Source organism: Halopenitus persicus (assembly GCF_002355635.1).
GTDB classification, from domain to species: Archaea; Halobacteriota; Halobacteria; order Halobacteriales; family Haloferacaceae; genus Halopenitus; species Halopenitus persicus_A.
On sequence record NZ_AP017558.1, the window covers coordinates 299,038 to 318,924 of the forward strand.

Sequence of the window (19,887 nt, forward strand, 5' to 3'; positions counted from 1 at the left end):
TTTTCAGTAACCCTTCTACTAATATGTTAGATAGATTCTAGTTCGTCTAGATCTACTCTTGGGTGTACTTCTAAGTTTCCTCCAACGGTAGAATTATATATGTGTTTTCCTTTCTCTTCAAGTATCCTTTTGGCCAAAATATGGGTTATGATCATTTGCTTATTTACGTGAGATAGTTCACCTCTTGGCATAATCTGATAACTTGACCCAAAATGATTAGAATCAGTATTTACGAAATATCCGGTATTATTTTCTATTTTTGTAGCTAACTTGCTATGTAAAACCTTATACAATAATAAGTTGATCACTGATTTCGCTAAGACACGATTAGTTGCACTAGAAGTTACAAATTTCCAACCATTAAATAGGGTGTGTCGAGGAGTCGCATAATGAGCAGGATCTAAGCCGTCATCAAACATCATATATGGTTTATGATCACTATAACCCAGATCAGTTCCAAGAAGATACATCTTACTAAAACCTAAATAATTGGCAATTTGAATTGCAGGATACATTGAATGCCAGAGATAGACTTGGTTAGAGATGTCGTCTGACCAAAAATTCAGCAATTCTTCAACATCGATTTTCTTAACATCTTCAATAGAAAGATCTTCAACAATTTTTCCACTGATGCGTGTTTCCGTTGGCTCAACCCAATCTAATCGGAATAATTTATCATTGGATTGTATATTATATGAATTACGTGATAGAGTAAAACAAAGTGTACCAATATCTAGATGCTTGGTTATCAATTCTGTACCCAGCTCTGGTACATTGAAATTCAGATAAATTGAAGGTCTCCAAGATGTTTGACTATATATTTTAGATATTCTGTTCATAGCTATTGAATGTTCACCTTCAATTCGGTGCAGTGGTGTTTTATCCAGACTAGGTCCGTTTCCTATGAGAAAAACCCGTTCACCCTCATACTTTCCATTTAGTGACTCCAAATCCATCTCGTAGGATTACCATATCTTAAGAAATAAAAACATAATGATTCCTTATGTACATACGCTTATCTCGATAGATCGTAATATATATGACAGTAGTTCAAGCGTTAGTCAAGATCGATGAAATAAGCACGATTTTCTACGGTACAAGTGCTGCTTCAAGCATCTTAGCTTTTCCTATTTTGATGTGTTGAAACACTCTAAACAATCTCTCGCTGTTTCGCCATATGTACGTCTATGAACCGCCCAGGAACCAATGACCGTTGTGAACGTGACTCGTGTGCGAGTTACTCTGACGCGCTACCGATGCCCCATCTTCGTTCGGTGAAATCCAGATCGAACAGCAGTACGGTCGGACTAGAAACGAAAGGCTAGCTGCTAGACATCTGGCATCCTCGATCACTTCGATCGCTAGAATGGCGCAAGCAAAACTGCTGTTGAATGGTTTGACGAGGAATTTCGAGAGTTCCTGAAGCAAAGATCCGAAAATCCAAGCAGACATAAATCCGCCTAAGCCGCCGCTGAACTCTCCGGTGGCGCAGATGCTGACTCGAATTTGCTGCCAGGTGGCTTTTCCATATATTTATGAAGATTAAGATAATTCTGTTATGATCCTCTGTTCACAATCTATACAATATTTGCATTTTTTGATGCCAATGATCTCATATTTTCTATTGGGATTTCATTATAGAATCCCCTCCTAATGCCATTCTCTACTGAATCGAGAATAGCATTCGTATTGGTACCAATATCATTTTCCGAATAGATTGGGTGGTTTGATCCAATGTGTTCTCTTAAGGCTTCGATTTTGAATGTATTTCCACTAAAATTAACAAGTTGTGATTTCCCTAATAATGCGAAGATACTTTCATGCCATCGCCCCCCAATATACACTTCTGAGTGGCCAAGGATGGATGCAGTTAAGTGGTGATTATTATTCGTTTTCAACAAACACGTCTCTGTATTCTCAGCAACATTTAACAGAAATGTTTCATCAGCACTTGATGCAGCTGTAAGCAGAATATTCATATCCGGAAATCGAGTTTTCATTTCGTTAACCAGTAATGCAAATTTTTTCGATTTCACATCAATAGATTGTTGAAGACCAGATCCGCCACCGACGCAGATATACGGTTTGGTGAAGTCAAATTTTGGATTTTTCTTATTGGGGTGCCAAAGTGATATAATATTCATATCGTTAAAATTATTAATATTTTTGCTTTGGATATCGTTATCCATTAACCAAGCCGCGTCAGCTGCTTGGGTACCATTTTTATGTTTGGACTGACTCTCATACTCTGTCATTGAGACTGGATCACGGAAAATAATTGAATTCATTAATGGATAAACTAAATTGACTATTGATCGAAAGCGATCCGTGTTGATTTCTAGTGTGTGGTTTATTATATGGGTCTTCATTCCTAACTTTTTTTTGGCAACATATGCCAAAAATAGTAATGACCAGGATCCATTACTATATTTGGTGACCCCACTATCATGAATACTTCCTTCCCCATTAATAATAATATGATCTATGTTTTCTGTGTTACCAAAATAATCATTTACAAGACCACTTTCTACAAATTTTTCAGCTCGATGTTCAAATTGGCTGGCAGTTTTTGGAAGTAGTTCAAATAGGTGATGGCCATTCCTACTAGAATTATATAGTTTACGAATTATTCCATTTTCTTCAGATATCGAATTGATAGATTCGCCTACGATATATCTAATATCATATTGACTAGGCAGTATGAACTCCCTATTAGTTATGTTTATTTCGTTTAAGAAAACAGTATTTACTATGTCTACTCTATCATTTAATATTGCACGAAGTTCACTACTCGTCGCATAACACCCCCAATTACCACCATCTGACGTGTCTGAAATAAAGAGTGCATTGGTCATTGTGTTAATCCCTCCTCCATAATGTCGTGTATATGCAAGACACCTACTAATCTATCATCATCATCTGTCACAACAAGTTGCGTGATGCTATACTCTTCAATCGTTTCAAGTGCGCGTATCGCAAGTGTCTCAGGCGATGTTGTAACTGGACTAGTAGTCATCACATCTTCAGCCGTAATATTATGAAGATCTGTTCCAGACTCAATTAAGCGACGTATATCTCCATCAGTTATTATACCTTCTACGTGACTTTCATCATCTTGAACGACAGCTATACCTTTCCCACCTTCACTCACTTTGACAGCAACTTGGGCTAATGTATCCGAAGGATGTGTTTCTGGCATTTCTTTGTACAGCAGATCTTCTACAGTAAGCAGGAGGCGCTTTCCGATGGGTCCTCCAGGGTGAAAATGGCCGTAATCTTGTTTCCCGAAATCCCGGCTTGCCATCAACGCGTTAGCGATACCGTCTCCGATAGCCATTGTGGCGGTCGCGCTAGCCATCGGAACTAGATCGACGACAGCACCTTCCTCTTCCACTTTCGTATTAATATGATAGTCCGTTTGCTGTCCTAATTTCGAGCTTGGATCAGACGTTATTGCGACTGTTGTCGCATCAAAGGAACCGAGGAATTGAAGCAACTCAACCATCTCATCAGTGTTACCGCTGTTTGAAATGAGAACGACGATGTCGTTATCCGCTAGCGCACCTAAATCCCCGTGGAGAGCCTCGACAGGATGAATAGTATGTGAAGAGATTCCTATGCTATTAAACGTCGATGAAATCTTTTGTCCCACGTCTCCAGATTTACCAATTCCAGTGAAAATAACTCGACCGTCTTCCTCGTCAATCACATTCGCCACTTGCGCGATCGCATCAACAGTCTGACTATTATGTAGTGCTTCGAGTGAATCCTTTTGGATCGATAAAGTACGAAGGACTGCATCGCTAACGGCGGGTTGGTCTCTCTTTGTCTGCTCACTAGTCATACTTCACCGTTTCGTCGATAGCCTTCCACTGCTCAAGATGCGACTCAAACTCATCAAGGGGTAGTTGTGTCTTTGCATCGCATTTGGCCGATGGTGGATCTGGATGCACCTCTGCGAAAATGCCTGCCACACCAGCCCCAAGTGCGGCCCGAGCCAGTGTTGGCGCAAAACGGCGGTCCCCACCGCTTGAGTCACCACGCGCCCCAGGCCGTTGAACGGAATGCGTCGTGTCGAACACAACCGGCTTGCCGAGTTCTTTCATAATATCGAGGTTTCGCATATCGACGACGAGGTTGTTGTATCCGAACATCGCGCCGCGTTCGCAGAGCATAATCTGTTCGTTTCCCATCGATTCGATTTTATCTACAACGTTGTCCATCCCTTCCGCTGAGAGGAACTGACCTTTTTTGACGTTTATTGGGAGTCCTGTTTCTCCAGCTGCGGTGAGCATATCAGTTTGCCGTGAGAGGAATGCAGGAACTTGCAGAATGTCAACAATTTCTGAAACTGGGTCGGCCTGTTCAGGTATGTGGAAGTCGGTTATGACTGGAAGGTCGTACTCGTCCTTGACGCGCTGAAGGATTTCAAGACCTTGTTTCATCCCTGGACCACGATATGAACTGATCGACGAGCGATTTGCTTTGTCGAACGAACTTTTGAAGATCAAATCGATATCGTAGCGCTCAGTAATAGATGTCAATTCTCGTGCTGTCTTCAGGACTTGTTCCTCTGATTCGATCACACACGGTCCTGCGATCAAAAAAAATGGGTCCTCGTTGGAGGCCGAAATTTTGTTACTGAGTTCCATCGTTACGTTCTTGCTGTATCTTTTTTTCTACGACGGGTATATCACTTTCCACGTTGACCTCTTTGGAATCGTAGTTAGTCTGGACTGTTTGTATTTCGTAGCCGTTTTCGAGCAGACGGAGTTGTTCTAAGTCTTCAGCTGATTCTAGATCTGACTGCATATCGATGTAATCGAGTAACAGCTTCGTCTCAAACCCATACAATCCAATATGCTTGTACGTTGTCCCCACTTTTCCTCCAGATGGAATTTTTGACCGCGAGAAATACAACGCTTTGCCGTCGGTATCAGTTACTACTTTGACGGTGTTTTCATTATCAAGAAGTGATTTATCCTCGATTGCAGAAATCGGTGTTGCGACTTTTGGAGCGTTTTTTCGAAGCGCTTGTACGATAGCGTCAATGACATTCGGATCGATAAGTGGCTCATCGCCCTGAATGTTGATCGTATAGTCCGAACCGACTTTTGCTGCGACTTCTGCGACTCGATCTGTTCCCGTCGGCTGATCAGACTCCGTCATCATTGCGGCACCACCGATGGATTCGACAGCCTCAACGATTCGCTCATCGTCTGTGGCGACAATGAGATCATCAAGTAACGTTGCGTTGCTTGCACGCTCGTATACATGCTGGATCATCGGTTTTCCAGCGATCTCGGCTAATGGTTTACCCGGAAGTCTCGTTGATCCGTATCGAGCCGGAATAACGCCAAGCACCGTTTGAGAAGCCGTGTCCAAGTGGGTTAAAATATCTCGAACAGCCCCTTCTCCCCCGTTATACTGGCTAATGTACGTACATTTATTTTTGACATCCTGAATCGCGTTTGCTGGACAACAAGCTATGCCGACAGTTTCCATCGCTTCTACATCTGTCAGATCGTCCCCGATGTACACTGTGTCCGCCAGATCGAATCCGAGACGGGATGTAATTTCTTTGGCTTTCCGTTTTTTATCTTGCACACCTTGATGTACTTCTCGCACACCAAGCTCTGAAGCACGTTTCTTAACGGCTTCTGACTCCCTAGATGTAACGATTACGAAGTCACAACCGTCCTTTTTTTTCCACTGTACGATCCCATATCCGTCTTTCACATCAAAAGATTTGAATACTTCTCCATCTTGGTTGATGTTTATTTTTGAGTCTGTGAGAACTCCATCAACATCTGAAAAAACTAAGTGACCCATTCTACCTTCTAACCTACGTAAACTATAGAAGATACCTAAGTTTTAGGATGCCGATTGAAACAGCATACTTTTCACTCAGATATGAGCCGCAATACATCACCGATATATGCGAACTAAAGTATACGATCGGGACAGCTTCGTTTCATATGTCGTCATATTGATCATTCACTCAAATACTATGTAGATATTATGCCTATCCACTTGACTGGATCCCATACAACTCTGCATATTTTCCGTCGTTATCAACCAGCTCCCGGTGCTCACCGACTTCCGTAATTCGTCCCCGTTCAACTGTATAGATCCGGTCGGCGTTCTTCACTGTCGACAGTCGATGAGCGATCGTGACGATTGCGTAATCACGATCCATCTCCTCGATCGCGCGCTGGACCTTTTTCTCTAAGTTCGAGTCGAGGTCACTGGTCGCTTCGTCGAGAATTAACACGTCGGCATCCTCCAACAGGGCACGAGCGAGTGCAACGCGCTGCTGTTGTCCGCCGGATAGTCGAACCCCGTCGTCACCCAGTAACGAATCATATCCCTTCGGCAGCTCATCGATAAACTCGTCAACTTTCGCGATTTTACACACTTGGTCGAGTTCGCTTTCAGAGACATCTCGATTTTCGAGCGTCAGGTTGTACCGAAGCGTATCATTGAAGATGAACGGGTCCTGTCTGACCATCGAGAGTCGGTCGCGCCACTCGGCAATGTCCATCTCGTCGATCGGGATCCCGTTTGCTCTGATCTCACCTCTATCGACTGGATACAACCGAGCCAGAAGCGACACGATGGTCGACTTCCCCGCGCCGGATTGTCCGACGAACCCGACGAACTCACCTTTCTCGACGGTGAAATCGATCCCGCGGAGGACCTGCTCCTCGTCGTCATATGAGAAGTGGACGTCGTCGAATTCAATTTCGTGAATTTTGTCCGGAACATCACGAGTCGATTCGGTGGGCTCCTCATACGTCGCGAGTTCGTCAGTGAATTGGATAGTCCGAACGAGGTGTGGGAGGTTGTTTTCTACCTTGTAGTACAGCGTGTTCACTTGGCTTGCCTTCGGGCCAAGTCGGAACATCGCGAAGAGGAACACGCCGAGTTCGCCGACCGAGAGGTTCGCGAACGTCAACGCGAGGAAGATCAGCACGAACACCGAGACGGCGACGACGAGATTGTAGAAGTTGTTGATCGCGGCCTCGTTCCGTCGGAGAACAATTCGAGATATGGTGAACTGTTCAATTGCGTCGGTGAAATCTTCGAACAGTTCTTCGGCGAGCCCGAAAACCCGCACGTCACGAATTCCTTGCGTGCCAGCCTGTGCTGCTTCTTGACGGAGCTCATTCGCCTCTGCGACCTGTTCGCCGACGTCGTACCCCGAGTCAAGAATGCGACGGAAAAACAGGGAAAATCCACCGAGGACGACTCCAGTAGCAATCGTCAGTATCGGAGCGATCATCAACGCGACGATGAAGTATACACCGGTGAGAAAGGATTGTTGAGTGAAGTTAATCCCCTGGCTGATTACTGCTCCCGCGTAATTCGTCTGGGTGACGATCGCATTCAAAATATCATCGGAACCCTCCTCATCGAAGTACTCTACCCGCGCGTTCAATGCATTCCGGAACGCACGCGTCTGAAGGTCCCGGATATAGTAGGTTCGTAATGCCTCGCGAAACCATGCAACCGCAAAGCTGGTCGTGTACCGTGCGACCATCACCAGCGACACGCCGAGTACGACGTATCCCAGCGTGAATGGAATTCCGAGTGCTTGGTAAGCCGTGACGAACACCGCCAACAGTCCCTCCGCCTCCGCGGCGGGATCCTGAAGCTGTACGAGTTCAACGATCGGGAGAATGAAACTCAGACCGACTCCTTCGAGCACCGCTGCGGCAACGCCGAGGACGACGACCATCGTCGTGTACTTCGGATCGTACGTCGCGACATCGCGGAGGGCATTGAGTTTCGCTCGTCTGGAGACCGGTTCGGGATCTGACGATGACATATCGGTCGGTTATCCCGATTTTCCGGTCGGCCCGAATAATATCGTCGGTCTCGTCCCGTTGTTTTCCTCTGTAGAGATCGTACCGAAGAATCCTCGCGAACATCCTTCTTTAATATCGCTTCCGCGAGGACGCCGTCGACCCCGGATCGCCCCAGCGCGTCGACGACCGGCCGAAGCGACTCCGCGAAGACGTTGTCCCCGTTCACGACCAGAAACGACCCCGAAACGTGGGGCGCCGCCTGCAGCACCGCGTGCGCGAGCCCGCGCCGCTCGCGCTGGTGGACGTACGTGATCGGCGTGCCCTCGTATACGTCGCCGAACCGGTCGACGATCCGCGTCCCCTCGTACCCGATCACGACGACCAGCTCGTCGGCGCCCGCCCCGATCGCCCGATCGACCACGTGCGCGAGCAGGGGCCGGCCGGCGACCGCGACCAGGCCCGTCGGTCGATCCGCGGTCAGCGCCCCGAGACGCGACCCACGCCCGGCCGCGGGAACCACGACCTGCATACTCCCCGGTCGGGGCGCCAGCCCCGAGTAGCCATCGGCCGACCGCGACCGCGGTCACCCCCATCTGCTCCCCCTCGATCGGGGTCGAAACCCCATCTCGTCACCCACGTTCGTCCGTCTCGACCGCGCGCTCGTACAGCGCATCCGAGATCCAAAACCCCGCCTCGCGGAGTGCATCGAGTTCCGATTCGAGATCGACGTCGTCCCGGGCCGACGCGCGGAGGTGGATTCCCACGACGCCGGTCACCGGGACGTCGTGACGCGTTGCCGTCGCACGGCCCTCACGCTCGTCGATGAGCACGCGCTCCGCATCGACGTCGATGGCGTATGCGATGGCCGCAGCCTCTCCCCGGTCGAGCTGTCGCTCGAACTCGGTTCGGAGGTCGGTCGGTTCCGGAGAGACGACCCGCATCCCGCCCCGATCCCGAAACGCTTCGGTTCGAGTCACGGCCACCGAATCCCGCGGTGAGTTCGTTCCAAACCGCCGTCGGAACGACCACCTCGTCGAACTGGGATTCCACCAGGTGAAGCCGCTCGATGAGTGCCAGATTCAATAGCGGTGACGTGTTCGAAACGACCGTCATTCTCGCGCGTACTCGACGTCGAGCGCGAGATCCGCCTCGGTGTAGTGTCGCTCCACCCCACGCTCGCCCAGCAGTCGGTGGAACGCCGCCTTCGAGAGCCCGGCCAGATCCCGTGCCTTCCCGAATGACAAATATCCCTCCCGGTACAGCGACACCGCGAGTTCCCGCCTGACGATCGGCTCGCGGTCCGCCGGCGGCGCGGCGATCGCATCCAGCACGTCGGGCGGGAGATCGATGCTGCTCATACCGATCGATTCGACGTCGTGCCACTTAGTAACGCCGTTTGGGTTCGTACTGGCCCCTTGATACGGGGAGTGGATACATCGACGTGGGAACGATGCCGGAGACTGAACGCGGTCCTCTCGACGGAGTCGCTGTCCCCGCCACACACCGTCTCGTGATGGGGTTTCTTACCGACGAACACGTTCCCCGCGTGTTCGTCACAAGCCTCCGGGTCGGTCTCGTTCCGGAACGAGATGGCGGGCGGGTGGAGCAGCATATTTATGTCCGGTTCCGACGTAGAAACCCGTATGTCCGGGCTCGAAGCGGATCTCGATGCCATCGCGGCCGTCGGCGACTACGACGATACCGACGCCGTAATCGAGGAGGCCGTCCGTGAGCTGTTGCGTCGGCGTCCGGAGCTTCGCCTGTCGCTCGCGGTCGAGAAGTACCGAACCGGCACCGTGAGCTGCAACCGGGCGGCCGAACTGGCTGGCGTCTCAACGGCGGCGTTCAGAGACGAACTCGCGGATCGCGGGATCGACCGCGATGCCGGCTTTCTGAGTGACACGTCCCGGGAGCGCCAGCTGGAGACGTTCTCCCGATAGATCGTCGGATGGCGCTCGTCGACAACAACGTCTTGAGTTCGCTCGCCAAGATCGACCGGTTGGAACTGCTGCCGTCGGTGTTCGAGACCGTCGAGACGCCGCCGTCGGTTCTCGGTGAGCTCGACCGTGCTGAGGCCGACGGATACGAGTTCGTTACCCGGATCGACGCGGTGAAATCGTACAACGACGGCTGGCTCAGGATCGCCGTCCCGACGGAAGCTGAACTCGCACTGGCGGACGATATCGGCGATCATGCGCTCTCCTCGACTGATGCGCGGTGTCTCGCGATCGCATCCCAACGCGACGATCGACTCGTGACTGATGACGCCCACGTCGGAACACGTGGACAGCAGCGTGGCGTTGAGATCTGGGATCTCGTATTGTTGCTTCAAGCGGCGATTCACTGCGACGTGATCGCCACCACTGAAGAGCTGTCGACGCTCGTTGCGGATCTACGCGAAGAGGATGGCTATCGATTCTCCGAGACGGACCGGAACGCTCTGTTCGAGACCGTCGAGACGGACGACTGACTCCACGAACGACTGGCGTCGCTTCCGTATGACGACTCTCTCACCACACCGCTCCCGTGAGCGACGTCTCCTGATTCCTCTTCACGACGACCTGACGGTCACGTGTCTCCGATCGAACGGAGACGAGGTCCGTCGAACGACGCCCTCGGTGAGGGGACGGTAACACCCCTTCAGAATGTGCAGGGCGGGAGGCGGTGGAAACGGTCGCCGGCCTGCTCGTTACTCCTCGGACACACCTCGTACCGAGTGAACACTGGCCGCAACGACGATCGCACGAACCGACGATCGGACGTGAACCCCTCGCTGACGTCGTCCGGCCGATCGACTGTGCGGTCAGTCGACGACGGATGGGTCCGTTGCTGAAACGGAGACGTGCAACGGATCGGGACAGCACGGCTGATCCTGCATCGATCGGTGGGCAACACGGACACCCCATACCGACTGAAAACGAGTCGAAACGACGGGCGGACGTCGATACGTGTTCAGCAGTTACACTCGCCGTGTCGAATCACTCGGTTTCGGGTGTGTCTTTCTCGTATATGGAATGTTTAAAAGGATTTTAACTACGTATATAGTGGATTTAAAGCCAACATTCACCATCTCACTCGGTACGAGGTCGATACGCTTTTACCACCACCACCCAACTCGGATGTATGCCCACACACGACGACATCTTCGAGACGGGGGAGATATTTCGGGACCGGAAACTCGTCCGCGTCGGCCACGTTCCCGAACTCGATCGCGTCGTGGGCCGTGACGACGAGATCGACCTGATGGGGAGTGCGCTCGCGCCCGCGGTTCGCGGTGGCCCGCCCGAGACGACGATCGTCCACGGGAAGACCGGCACAGGAAAGTCACTCGTTACGCGGTGTGTGACCCGGGAGGCGAAACGCCACGCGGCCGACAACGGCCACCGCTTCGCGTACGCGTACGTCGACTGTTCCGACTACGGCACCGAGGCCCAGGCGAGCCGGCAGATGGCCCGCGAACTCCACGACGACCTCGACGGCGTCGTCGAGGAGCGGTCGATCCCACGCCGGGGGATCGGCGCCGCGGACTACCGCGATATCACCTGGGAACTCCTCGCGGAGGGCGACGTCGACGCCTTCGTGATCGTTCTCGACGAGATCGACAAACTCGACGGCGACGCCCTCCTGCGCAGTCTCTCACGCGCCCGCGAGAGCGGCAAGGCGGACGCGTTCATCGGCGCGGTCTGCATCAGCAACAAGATCGAGTACCGCGAACGCCTCAGCGAGCGCGTCGACTCCTCGCTGCAGGACAACGAGCTCGTCTTCGATCCGTATGACGCCACCCAGCTCGAGGCGATCTTGACCTACCGGCAGGACGCCTTCGCCGAGGGCGTCCTCGCGGACGGCGTGATCGCGAAGACCGCTGCGCTCGCCGCCCGCGAACACGGCGACGCCCGGAAGGCGATGGATATGCTGTATGAGGCCGGGCGCCTCGCCGAGACCGAACGCGCCGACCGCGTCACCGAGGCGCACGTCGACGACGCGCTGACACGCGCCGAGATCAACCGGTTCCAGAAGCTCGTGAGCGGACAGACGCCGCACGTCAAACACATCCTCCGGGCGCTCGCGCTCCTCACCGAGAACGCCGATCGCCGGAAGTTCCGCACCGCCGAGGTGTACGACGCCTACCAGCGGATCACCGAGCAGGCCGGCACGACCCCGCTCAGCTACGATCGCGTCCAGCGCCTCCTGAAGGAGCAATCCTTCCTCGGCGTCACGGAGAGCGAATACACCGGCGGGGGACACGGCGAGGGCAGCTTCCGCGTCCACCGACTCCTCCGGTCACCCGACGTCATCGCGCAGGGTCTCGACGCAACGTAGGACTGCACCACGAAGGACTGCACCACGAAGGACCGCGTCACGGAGGACCGATCGACCGCCACGCGCCACACGTGTACGTTCTACACACTTTGCACGTTCTATACACTTTGCACGTTCTACACGTTTGCACGTTCTACACGTTTGCACGTCCCACCCAGTTGGATCTTCACTCGGTACGAGGTGTGTCCCACCCACGATCGACGACCACGACCTCACCCCGAAAACGCCGCAACTCACTCGGTACGAGGTGTGTCCCCCCACCCCGTTTCCACGATCATCGATAGCGGTGACGTGTTCGAAACGACCGTCATTCTCGCGCGTACTCGACGTCGAGTGCGAGGACCGAGCCCCGGCAGGGATGCGGTGCGGGACTGTTCGGGGTGGGAATCAACGGGGCAGCCGCGAGTCCTCGCGGCTGGGGCGTTGGAGACGGACTGCTCGTCACTCCTCGGACACACCTCGTACCGAGTGAAAACTGGCCGCAACGACGATCGCACGAACCGACGATCGGACGTGAACCACTGGCTGACGTCGTCCGGCCGATCGACTGTGCGGTCAGTCGACGGCGGACAGGTCCGTTCACACTCCACCCAACACGTCGGGAGCGATCGTCGCGCCGACGCCGAGCCCGATGCCGACCGCGATCAGCACGAGGCTGTAGCCGAGGACGGGCCCGACGAGCGACCGGTCGATCGTGGCCGCGAGGGCGACCTTGACGAGGATCGACGCGGCGGTCCCGACGATGACGCCCCAGACCGCGGTCCCGGCCGCGATCCCGCCGGTGCTGACGAGCGTGACGGCCGAGGTCACCGCCGTTCCCGAGGAGACGAGCCCCGCGAGGAACATCGTGAGGAGGAAGCCCCCCGTGCCGACGGTGGCCTGGGCGCCCGCCGCGACGACGAGCACGACCAGAAACAGCGCGCCGAAGGTCAACGCGTTCGCCGTGCTGAACGGGGACGTCAGGTCGGTCTCGACCGTCGCGTCCCAGTCGCTGGTCCACAGCGACAGCGCCACGCCCGCGACCGCGATCCCCCCGAGCGGGAGCCCGACCGCGACCGCCTCGGCGGGGACGAACGCGGCGACGACGACCGCGTTCCGGAGCGCCATCGCCGCGTTGGCCAGGAGGATGGCCCCGACCGCCAGCTCGCGAAGCGAGGCGTCGACCGCGGCACGCTTGGCGATCTCAACGATGACCGCCGTCGAGTTGACGAGCCCGCCGAAGAAGCCGGTGACGGCCAGCCCCCGCCCCTCGTAGCGCTTGAGCAGGGCGTAGTTGCAGAAGCCGATCGCCGCGATCGCGATCACGAGCAGCCAGACGACCCGCGGCTGGATGGCGTTCCAGGGCCCCATCGGCTCGCTCGGCAACAGGGGATAGACGACGAACGCGAGGATGGCGAACTCGGTGGCCGACCGCACCTCCTCCTTCGAGAGGCCCCAGGCGAACTCGTGGAGCTCCCGCTTCAACACCAACAGCAGGGAGGACAACACCGCCACCGTCACCGCCTCGATGTAGAGCCCCTCGCCGACGAGCGCCCCGATGCTGTAGGCGACGAGCATCGAGACCGACGTCGTCAGCGAGAGCCCCTCGTGGTCCTCCTCGATGAAGCTCCGGACCGCCAGCAGGACCGCGTGCGCGACGATTAACAGCCCCCCGACGACCAGCAGCCCTCCGGCGTCGAGCACGATGAAGACCGCCCCGAGCAGCGCGAGGAGCGCGAACGTCCGGATGCCCGCGGTCTTGTGTGACCACTCCCGCTCCAACCCGAGGAACATCCCCAACAGCGTCGCGACCACCAGCTTCGTCACCGGCGAGTCGAGCTCGGCCACCAGCGCCCCCTCGATGCCCGTCTGGATCATCGACGCCGGCCTCCCCGCGTCGCCCGCCTCGCCGCCGGCAGCGGTCGGTCGATCATACGTCGACGTAGGACGGGCCGCCCCGAATAGGTTACGGATGGCAACGTTTCTCTATATATCCTATATATCCTATATATCCCATATACCTCATATACCCCAGATATCCCGTATACCCCATATACCCCATATATCACGGACGTCCTCGCTAGCAGATACCCATTTCCGGCCCTGCGAGCATCGCCGGTCGACGCCGCCACGCCGGTCAGCCCCACGGTCCCACTGGCAACCACCTCCACGCACACCGCCCCACGGTCCCCCACCAGCCGACGCCGCGGCCACCACAAGGGCCATTTCCGTCGGGACCGTAGACGCGGGTATGCTCACGAGCGCGTACGACTTTCACCTGTTCGACCTCGACGGGACGTTGGTCGACGCCGAGTGGGAGTACACGCGCGGCGTCTTCGACCGCGTCGGCGACCGGCTCGACCGGCGCTTCTCCGACGAGCAGGCGCGGGTCCTCTGGCACGGATTGACGGGGTCGCGCAACGAGACGCTCCGGTCGTGGGGGATCGACCCCGACGCCTTCTGGGACGCCTTTCACGCCGAGGAGGACCCCCGCGTTCGGGCGGAGTCGACGTACCTCCATCCCGACGCCGAGCGCCTCCTCGCGGCGGTCGACGGCCCGACCGGCCTCGTGACCCACTGCCAGGAGTTCCTCACCGATCCCGTCCTCGACGCGCTCGACCTGCGCGACCACTTCGATACGGTCGTCTGCTGTACCGAGTCGACCGGCTGGAAGCCCGACCCCACCCCGCTGCGGCTCGCGATGGACGACCTCGACGTCGACCCCGACCGGGCCCGGGGCTACTACGCCGGCGACGGCGAGGGCGACGTCGGGGCCGCCTGGAACGCCGGCCTCGACGCGGTCCACGTCGAGCGGCTGGGCCACGCCGAGCGCGGTCGCTGCGTGCTCGGCGACCACAGGGTCGAAAGCTTCGATCCGCTGCTGTGAGGTCGTCCGTTCGCCGGGGACGCCCGTCAGGGCTCGCTCACGCGGAGGACGGGCTTGATCGTCTCCCCGCTCTCGGAGTCCTCGACCGCCTGCTGGATGTCGGCGAAGTCGTAGTAGGTCACCAGTTCGTCGAAGGGGAACTTCCCCTGTCGGTACAGCTCGATCAGGTCCGGAATGAACTGCTGGGGGTCGCCGTCGCCCTCGACGATGCCGGTGATCGTCCGCCCGTTCAGGATGAGGTCGTTGACGTCGTAACTCGCCTCCGTCCCGAGCGCGGGGGCGCCGATGATCCCGGCGGTCCCGCGCTGGGTGAGCGTCTCGACGACCTGCTCGGCCACCTCGGGGACGCCGGTCGTCTCGAGCGCGTAGTTCACTCCGCCGCCGGTGAGCTCGCGAACCGTCTCGACGGCGTCGTCGACCGCGGCCGGGTTGACGGTCTCGGTCGCGCCGAGCGCGGCGGCCGTTTCGAGCCGGTTGGGCTTCAGGTCGACCGAGATGATGTCGGTACACCCCTTGATCCCGGCCGCCATCACCGCCGAGAGGCCGACCGACCCGGCGCCGAAGATCGCGATCGACGAGCCCGCCTGCGGGTCCAGCGAGTTGATGACGCCGCCCGCACCGGTCTGGATCCCGCATCCCAGCGGGCCGAGCAGCTCGAGGGGCACGTCGTCGTCGACCGGGACGACGTTCCGCTCGGTCGCGATCGCGTGCGTCGCGAACGAGGACTGCCCGAAGAAGCGCCCGCTGACGCGCTCGCCGTCCCGCGAGATCGGCGACGTGCCGTCCTCCGGGCGGGCGCCCGAGAAGTTGTGCGCGAAGAAGTCCTCACAGAAGGCCGGATGGCCGTCCCGACAGCTGTGGCAGTCGCCGTCGTAATCGTAGCTCAACACGACGTGGTCGCCCGGATCGATGCCCGTCACGCCGGGACCGACCGCCTCGACGACGCCGGATCCCTCGTGGCCTAACACCGCGGGCAGCGGGGTCGGATACAGCTGGTCGCGGACGATCATGTCCGTGTGGCAGACCCCGGCCCCGACGACCCGCACGAGCACCTCACCCGCCTGTGGCTCCTCGAGCTGGACCGTGTCGATCTCGAACTCCCCTTCCGGCTCGGTAACGAGTGCCGCGTCTACGTCCATCACGATCCATGGGTGTGTCCGTCATCCCATAAGCGTGCTCCCGACTCCGGAGCCGTCACCCAACGCACGCAGCACGCCCTCCACCAGCACGTCTCACAACAGCACGCCTTCCACCAGCACGTCTCACAACAGCACGCCCTCCACCAGCACGTCTTACAACACGACGCGTTTGACGTCCCCCTCGCCCGCCCGCCGGACGACCGCCCGGACGAGGTCCTCGGCGCCAGCGAGGTTGTCCGAGTCGCCGTCGAGCACGAGCAGCTTCGCGTCCGCGCCCTCCTCGATGACGCCGCGGTTCAGGCCCGCGATCTCGGCGCCGTTGACCGTCGCCATCCGGAGCACCTCCCGGGCGGAGACGTCGGCGAGCTTGGCGGCGAACTCCATCTCGCGGAACATCGACGGCGAGTTCAACATCACGTTGTCGGTCCCGAGCGCGACGGTCGTCCGGTCGGCCAGCTCCCGGATCGGCGGGACGCCCACGTTCGTCACGAGGTTCGACCGCGGACAGACGACGACCGGCGTGTCCCGGTCCGCGAGCCGCTCGAGGTGGATCTCGCCGGCGTGAACCATGTGGACGAGGAAGTCCGGGTCCAGGTCCAGCGCCGGGTTGATGTCCAGGTCGTCCCGCTCGCCCGCGTGGATGCCGAAGAGCTTGCCCGCGTTGCGGGCGGCGTTCCGCTCCGCGTCGAAGTCGGCGTCCCGCGCGCCCGAGGCGCCGAAGCCGTCCGCGACCTCGAGGACCGCCTCCTCCTCGCGTCCCAGGATGACGGCGTCGACGTCGCGCTCGCCGAGCGACTGGGCCCCGCCGGCGCCCGACAGCGCGTCCCGAAGCACCGAAACCCCCTCGCGGCCGCCCTCGCGAAACTCGAGGAACGTCCCGGTTCCGGTCGCCTCCATGTACCGGAGCGACCGGGCCATCGCGGCGACCGTCTCCTCGCGGTCGGCCGCCCGGAGCAGCCGGTGTTTGAGCCCGTCGGGGGGCGCGACGAGCTCGTCGAGCGAGAGGCCGCCGCCGGCCTCCTTGGCGATCGAGTCGCCGATGTGGGTGTGGGCGTTGACGAACGCGGGGCAGATCACGGCGTCTTCGTCCGTGTCCGTCTCCTCGATCGTGACGATCTCGCCGTCGGCCACCACGACGCGACCCTCGACCGGCGTGAACTCGGGTCCGCGGAGGATCGTCCCTTCCAGGTGCATGCTCGTTCGGTCCACGCGGCGCGGCTTGAAGCTCACGACACCGGACGTGACGCGGCGTGACCGGTTGCATCCGCAGTGCGTGATCGGTCGCATCCGCAGTGCGTGATCGGTCGCATCCGCAGTGCGTGATCGGTCGCATCCGCAGTGCGTGACCGGCGTCCGCGGGCGGTCGGGATCAGTACTCGTCGAGCGTCGTCTCCAACCCGTGGCGGACGTCGCTGATGAGCGAGTCCGAATCGAGCCCGAGCACGTCGGCGGTCGCCCGCCCCACCCGGTCGGTGAGCGATGCGGGGCAGTAGACGCCGAGCCGCCACTGGTTGCGCTGGGCGGTCCGCAGCGCGGAGACGAGCGGCGACTGGTCACCCAGCCGACGGATCTCGCCGTTGACGGTCACCCGGGAGGTCGACTCGCGCATCGACGGCTCCGGCGGGACGTCGAGGATCACGTCCACGTCGTCGACGTCAGCAGGCGGGGCGGCACCGGTTCCGGCAGCCGAGTCGGAGCCGACACGAGCCGCCGCGGCGATCTCCCGCTCGAGCTCGCGGACGCGCTCGTGGTCGGCGTCGTGGACCGCGTCCGGGACGTCGTCGTACTCCGCCCAGACGGCTCGCTTGTAGAGGTCGCGTCGGTCGTATCGGTCGACGATCGGGCGTGCGGCCTCGGTGCGCCGCAGCGCGACGATCAGCTCGTGGTCGTCCATCCGGCGGACCGCCTCGGCGGTCACGTCGGGCGTCTCGAGCAGCCGCGCGGTCGCCCGGCGCAGCATCGCCTTCGAGATGCGCGCGACGTGATGGGTGTAGACCACGGGGTTCATCAGCGCCCGCGCGAGCAGCAGGCTCTCGGCGGTCTGGACGTTCCCCTCGTCGAGCACGAGCGTGTCGTCGACGAACGTCAGCTCGCGGACCAGCCGACCGGTGTCGATCGTCCCGTACGGAACGCCGGTGTGGTGGGCGTCGCGCACGAGGTAATCCATCCGATCCACGTCGAGCTCCCCGGAGATCAACCCCGCGTACCGTCCCTCGCCGGCGATGATCCCCGCGATCCGGTCCGGGTCGAGGTCGTGGTCGCGGAGGACGTCCCCGACCGCGCCGGCGGCCACGAGGTCCCCGACGTCGTCGTGGTACTTCCCGGTGTGGCGATGCAGCAGCGACTCCACGTTGTGGCTGAAGGGAGCGTGGCCGACGTCGTGGAGGATGGCGGCCGCCTCGATCCGGTCGGCCCGGGTCCCCTCGATCCCGAGCTGCTCGAGCGCACGGCTGGCGAGGTGGTAGACCCCGAGGGAGTGTTCGAACCGCGTGTGGTTCGCGGAGGGATACACGAGCGTGACGGTCCCGAGCTGGGAGACCCGCCGCAGCCGCTGGACCGCGGGGGTGTCCAACAGGTCCGCGGCCACCCCGTCGATCCGGATGTGGTCGTGGACGCTGTCCTTGATCGTGACCATGCCCCGGGCTTCGGCGGCGTGACTTATAAGCGTCGGCGCAATTGCTATCCGCCGTCCGAACGAAGGGGATCGTATGAGCACCGAGAAGCTTCACGACGCGAGCGACGTGCTCCGGGAGGCGGCGACCGCGATCGAGGGCCCCGCCGACGAGCGACTGACCGAGCAGGCGGACCGACTGGCGACGCTCGCGGAGCGTGACCGCGGGCCCGACCACGGCACGGTCGCCCGCCTCCAGCAGAAGCTCAAGGACGTCAAATCTGACGATCCGGACGCCGCGGACGCCGTCGACGAGGCGAACGCCCTGCTGAACGAGTACCGCGAGACGGTCGAGGGGGTCTGACGCAACCGTTTGTCGGCTCACTTCGTCGGGAAGCCGAAGCTCCGACAGGTTCTTAGTCTTCTGTCGTCTCGATCAGGACGAAATGATGCAGACCACCCACGCGCTCGTCGGGATGGCGATCGCCGCCCCGATAGCGGTGCGATTCCCCGAATTGGCGGGGATCGTCCTGCTCGCGGGGCTCGTGGGCGGCGCGGTTCCCGACCTCGATCTTTATAAGGGACACCGGCGAACGCTCCACTTTCCGGTCCTGTACGCCGCGGCCGCCGTGGCGTTCTCGCTCGTCGCCGCGGCCGGCCTCGCTGCGGCCACCCTCCCGACGGGCGCCCTTGCCGGAGGCAGCCCGCTCCACGGCGTGCTCGTGGCGTCCACGCCGGCGGTCGTCGCGGTCGCGGTCGGCTTCACCGCGGCGGCGGCCCACTGTCTGATGGACGTCCTCGGCGGCGGCCTCGAGCTTCGGCCGTGGGAGGGTCACGACGATCGGGCCGTCTACGACCACGTCCGTGGCCGGTGGATCGCGCCCCGGCGGTGGATCCGCTACGACGGCTCGCCCGAGGACCTCGGGATCGCGACGGCCGCCGGGCTTCCGGTGCTTGCCGTCGCCGACGGGGCGCTCTTCGCGCTCGCGGCGGCCCTGCTGGGCGTCTCGGCGGTGTACGTGGCCGTGCGCCGCCGGCTCCCCGACATCGCGGCCGCGATCGCGGCGCGGATGCCCGCATCGCTGCGGGCGTGGGTTCCGGACCGCTACTTCGAGTGAACGCTGCGTCGACCGACCCGCG

Annotated in this window: 19 protein-coding genes; 6 read left to right on the forward strand and 13 right to left on the reverse strand. The window is 58.8% G+C overall.

Features of this window, described 5'->3' with window-relative positions:
* Positions 1 to 26: 26 nt before the first annotated feature.
* The 9 genes from CPZ00_RS15210 to CPZ00_RS01415 all read right to left on the reverse strand — a co-directional run bounded on the left by CPZ00_RS15210 (position 27) and on the right by CPZ00_RS01415 (position 9,169).
* Positions 27 to 956 (reverse strand): hypothetical protein, encoded by a 930-nt coding sequence (locus tag CPZ00_RS15210; protein ID WP_157744152.1) that lies wholly within the window; start codon positions 954 to 956, stop codon positions 27 to 29.
* Between the two features lie 621 nt (positions 957 to 1,577).
* Positions 1,578 to 2,855: a polysaccharide pyruvyl transferase family protein gene (locus CPZ00_RS01380; protein WP_096389026.1), complete on the reverse strand. Its 1,278-nt coding sequence runs from the start codon at positions 2,853 to 2,855 to the stop codon at positions 1,578 to 1,580.
* The gene (locus CPZ00_RS01385) at positions 2,852 to 3,844 is read right to left on the reverse strand and encodes a KpsF/GutQ family sugar-phosphate isomerase (protein WP_096389027.1); all 993 of its coding nucleotides are present in this window, start codon (positions 3,842 to 3,844) and stop codon (positions 2,852 to 2,854) included. Before CPZ00_RS01385 ends, CPZ00_RS01380 begins: the two co-directional genes overlap by 4 nt.
* Positions 3,837 to 4,652, reverse strand: coding sequence for a 3-deoxy-8-phosphooctulonate synthase (kdsA, locus tag CPZ00_RS01390; RefSeq protein WP_096389028.1), 816 nt, complete (start codon positions 4,650 to 4,652; stop codon positions 3,837 to 3,839). The genes CPZ00_RS01385 and kdsA overlap by 8 nt, the downstream gene beginning before the upstream one ends.
* Positions 4,639 to 5,832, reverse strand: a complete 1,194-nt coding sequence (gene kdsB / locus CPZ00_RS15510) for a 3-deoxy-manno-octulosonate cytidylyltransferase (RefSeq protein ID WP_172861737.1) — start codon at positions 5,830 to 5,832, stop codon at positions 4,639 to 4,641. Before kdsB ends, kdsA begins: the two co-directional genes overlap by 14 nt.
* A gap of 193 nt (positions 5,833 to 6,025) precedes the next feature.
* Complete coding sequence (locus CPZ00_RS01400) at positions 6,026 to 7,543, reverse strand: ABC transporter ATP-binding protein (RefSeq protein ID WP_233255150.1); 1,518 nt, start codon at positions 7,541 to 7,543, stop codon at positions 6,026 to 6,028.
* 146 nt (positions 7,544 to 7,689) lie between these two features.
* Complete coding sequence (locus CPZ00_RS15800; protein ID WP_233255116.1) at positions 7,690 to 8,340, reverse strand: sugar phosphate nucleotidyltransferase; 651 nt, start codon at positions 8,338 to 8,340, stop codon at positions 7,690 to 7,692.
* 100 nt (positions 8,341 to 8,440) lie between these two features.
* The gene (locus CPZ00_RS15805; protein WP_233255117.1) at positions 8,441 to 8,788 is read right to left on the reverse strand and encodes a DUF3368 domain-containing protein; all 348 of its coding nucleotides are present in this window, start codon (positions 8,786 to 8,788) and stop codon (positions 8,441 to 8,443) included.
* 132 nt (positions 8,789 to 8,920) lie between these two features.
* Entirely contained in the window at positions 8,921 to 9,169 is a 249-nt protein-coding gene (locus CPZ00_RS01415) for a UPF0175 family protein (RefSeq protein WP_096389030.1), read from the reverse strand.
* Between the two features lie 285 nt (positions 9,170 to 9,454).
* Here CPZ00_RS01415 and CPZ00_RS01420 point away from each other — a divergent pair, with 285 nt between their 5' ends.
* The 3 genes from CPZ00_RS01420 (at position 9,455) to CPZ00_RS01430 (ending at position 12,131) form a co-directional block, all read left to right on the forward strand.
* On the forward strand, positions 9,455 to 9,751 hold the full coding sequence (locus tag CPZ00_RS01420; protein WP_096389031.1) for a UPF0175 family protein: 297 nt from the start codon (positions 9,455 to 9,457) through the stop codon (positions 9,749 to 9,751).
* 8 nt (positions 9,752 to 9,759) lie between these two features.
* Positions 9,760 to 10,281 (forward strand): hypothetical protein, encoded by a 522-nt coding sequence (locus tag CPZ00_RS15710; protein ID WP_199243377.1) that lies wholly within the window; start codon positions 9,760 to 9,762, stop codon positions 10,279 to 10,281.
* A 653-nt stretch (positions 10,282 to 10,934) separates the two neighbouring features.
* Positions 10,935 to 12,131 (forward strand): Cdc6/Cdc18 family protein, encoded by a 1,197-nt coding sequence (locus tag CPZ00_RS01430; RefSeq protein ID WP_096389032.1) that lies wholly within the window; start codon positions 10,935 to 10,937, stop codon positions 12,129 to 12,131.
* Between the two features lie 579 nt (positions 12,132 to 12,710).
* On the opposite strand, the gene CPZ00_RS01435 is transcribed toward CPZ00_RS01430, so the two are convergent.
* Positions 12,711 to 13,988: an MgtC/SapB family protein gene (locus CPZ00_RS01435; protein WP_096389033.1), complete on the reverse strand. Its 1,278-nt coding sequence runs from the start codon at positions 13,986 to 13,988 to the stop codon at positions 12,711 to 12,713.
* 373 nt (positions 13,989 to 14,361) lie between these two features.
* Between CPZ00_RS01435 and CPZ00_RS01440 the strand changes: the two genes are divergently transcribed.
* Positions 14,362 to 14,997: an HAD family hydrolase gene (locus CPZ00_RS01440; protein ID WP_096389034.1), complete on the forward strand. Its 636-nt coding sequence runs from the start codon at positions 14,362 to 14,364 to the stop codon at positions 14,995 to 14,997.
* A 26-nt stretch (positions 14,998 to 15,023) separates the two neighbouring features.
* Here CPZ00_RS01440 and CPZ00_RS01445 read toward each other — a convergent pair whose 3' ends face one another.
* From CPZ00_RS01445 to CPZ00_RS01455, 3 genes are all read right to left on the reverse strand, one after another.
* Positions 15,024 to 16,136 carry an NAD(P)-dependent alcohol dehydrogenase gene (locus tag CPZ00_RS01445; protein WP_096389035.1) on the reverse strand — a complete coding sequence of 371 codons (1,113 nt, stop codon included), beginning with the start codon at positions 16,134 to 16,136 and terminating at the stop codon, positions 15,024 to 15,026.
* Between the two features lie 153 nt (positions 16,137 to 16,289).
* On the reverse strand, positions 16,290 to 17,330 hold the full coding sequence (locus tag CPZ00_RS01450; RefSeq protein ID WP_096389036.1) for an amidohydrolase family protein: 1,041 nt from the start codon (positions 17,328 to 17,330) through the stop codon (positions 16,290 to 16,292).
* A 175-nt stretch (positions 17,331 to 17,505) separates the two neighbouring features.
* Entirely contained in the window at positions 17,506 to 18,771 is a 1,266-nt protein-coding gene (locus CPZ00_RS01455) for an HD domain-containing protein (RefSeq protein WP_096389037.1), read from the reverse strand.
* A 73-nt stretch (positions 18,772 to 18,844) separates the two neighbouring features.
* On the opposite strand from CPZ00_RS01455, the gene CPZ00_RS01460 reads away from it, so the two are divergent.
* Both CPZ00_RS01460 and CPZ00_RS01465 read left to right on the forward strand, forming a co-directional pair.
* Positions 18,845 to 19,111: a DUF7553 family protein gene (locus CPZ00_RS01460; RefSeq protein WP_096389038.1), complete on the forward strand. Its 267-nt coding sequence runs from the start codon at positions 18,845 to 18,847 to the stop codon at positions 19,109 to 19,111.
* Between the two features lie 85 nt (positions 19,112 to 19,196).
* Positions 19,197 to 19,865 carry a metal-dependent hydrolase gene (locus tag CPZ00_RS01465; protein WP_233255118.1) on the forward strand — a complete coding sequence of 223 codons (669 nt, stop codon included), beginning with the start codon at positions 19,197 to 19,199 and terminating at the stop codon, positions 19,863 to 19,865.
* Positions 19,866 to 19,887 lie beyond the last annotated feature (22 nt).

Bases quoted from the DNA above. Each gene is read 5' to 3' on its own strand.
- CPZ00_RS01435 (WP_096389033.1), bottom strand. From the start codon at position 13,988: ATGATCCAGACGGGCATCGAGGGGGCGCTGGTGGCCGAGCTCGACTCG.
- CPZ00_RS01420 (WP_096389031.1), top strand. From the start codon at position 9,455: ATGTCCGGGCTCGAAGCGGATCTCGATGCCATCGCGGCCGTCGGCGAC.
- CPZ00_RS01440 (WP_096389034.1), top strand. From the start codon at position 14,362: ATGCTCACGAGCGCGTACGACTTTCACCTGTTCGACCTCGACGGGACG.
- CPZ00_RS01450 (WP_096389036.1), bottom strand. From the start codon at position 17,330: ATGCACCTGGAAGGGACGATCCTCCGCGGACCCGAGTTCACGCCGGTC.
- CPZ00_RS01460 (WP_096389038.1), top strand. From the start codon at position 18,845: ATGAGCACCGAGAAGCTTCACGACGCGAGCGACGTGCTCCGGGAGGCG.
- CPZ00_RS01385 (WP_096389027.1), bottom strand. From the start codon at position 3,844: ATGACTAGTGAGCAGACAAAGAGAGACCAACCCGCCGTTAGCGATGCA.
- CPZ00_RS01430 (WP_096389032.1), top strand. From the start codon at position 10,935: ATGCCCACACACGACGACATCTTCGAGACGGGGGAGATATTTCGGGAC.
- CPZ00_RS15800 (WP_233255116.1), bottom strand. From the start codon at position 8,340: ATGCAGGTCGTGGTTCCCGCGGCCGGGCGTGGGTCGCGTCTCGGGGCG.
- CPZ00_RS01455 (WP_096389037.1), bottom strand. From the start codon at position 18,771: ATGGTCACGATCAAGGACAGCGTCCACGACCACATCCGGATCGACGGG.
- CPZ00_RS01415 (WP_096389030.1), bottom strand. From the start codon at position 9,169: ATGAGCAGCATCGATCTCCCGCCCGACGTGCTGGATGCGATCGCCGCG.
- kdsB (WP_172861737.1), bottom strand. From the start codon at position 5,832: ATGGGTCACTTAGTTTTTTCAGATGTTGATGGAGTTCTCACAGACTCA.
- CPZ00_RS15710 (WP_199243377.1), top strand. From the start codon at position 9,760: ATGGCGCTCGTCGACAACAACGTCTTGAGTTCGCTCGCCAAGATCGAC.
- CPZ00_RS15210 (WP_157744152.1), bottom strand. From the start codon at position 956: ATGGATTTGGAGTCACTAAATGGAAAGTATGAGGGTGAACGGGTTTTT.
- CPZ00_RS01445 (WP_096389035.1), bottom strand. From the start codon at position 16,136: ATGGACGTAGACGCGGCACTCGTTACCGAGCCGGAAGGGGAGTTCGAG.
- CPZ00_RS01380 (WP_096389026.1), bottom strand. From the start codon at position 2,855: ATGACCAATGCACTCTTTATTTCAGACACGTCAGATGGTGGTAATTGG.
- kdsA (WP_096389028.1), bottom strand. From the start codon at position 4,652: ATGGAACTCAGTAACAAAATTTCGGCCTCCAACGAGGACCCATTTTTT.
- CPZ00_RS01465 (WP_233255118.1), top strand. From the start codon at position 19,197: ATGCAGACCACCCACGCGCTCGTCGGGATGGCGATCGCCGCCCCGATA.
- CPZ00_RS01400 (WP_233255150.1), bottom strand. From the start codon at position 7,543: ATGGTCGCACGGTACACGACCAGCTTTGCGGTTGCATGGTTTCGCGAG.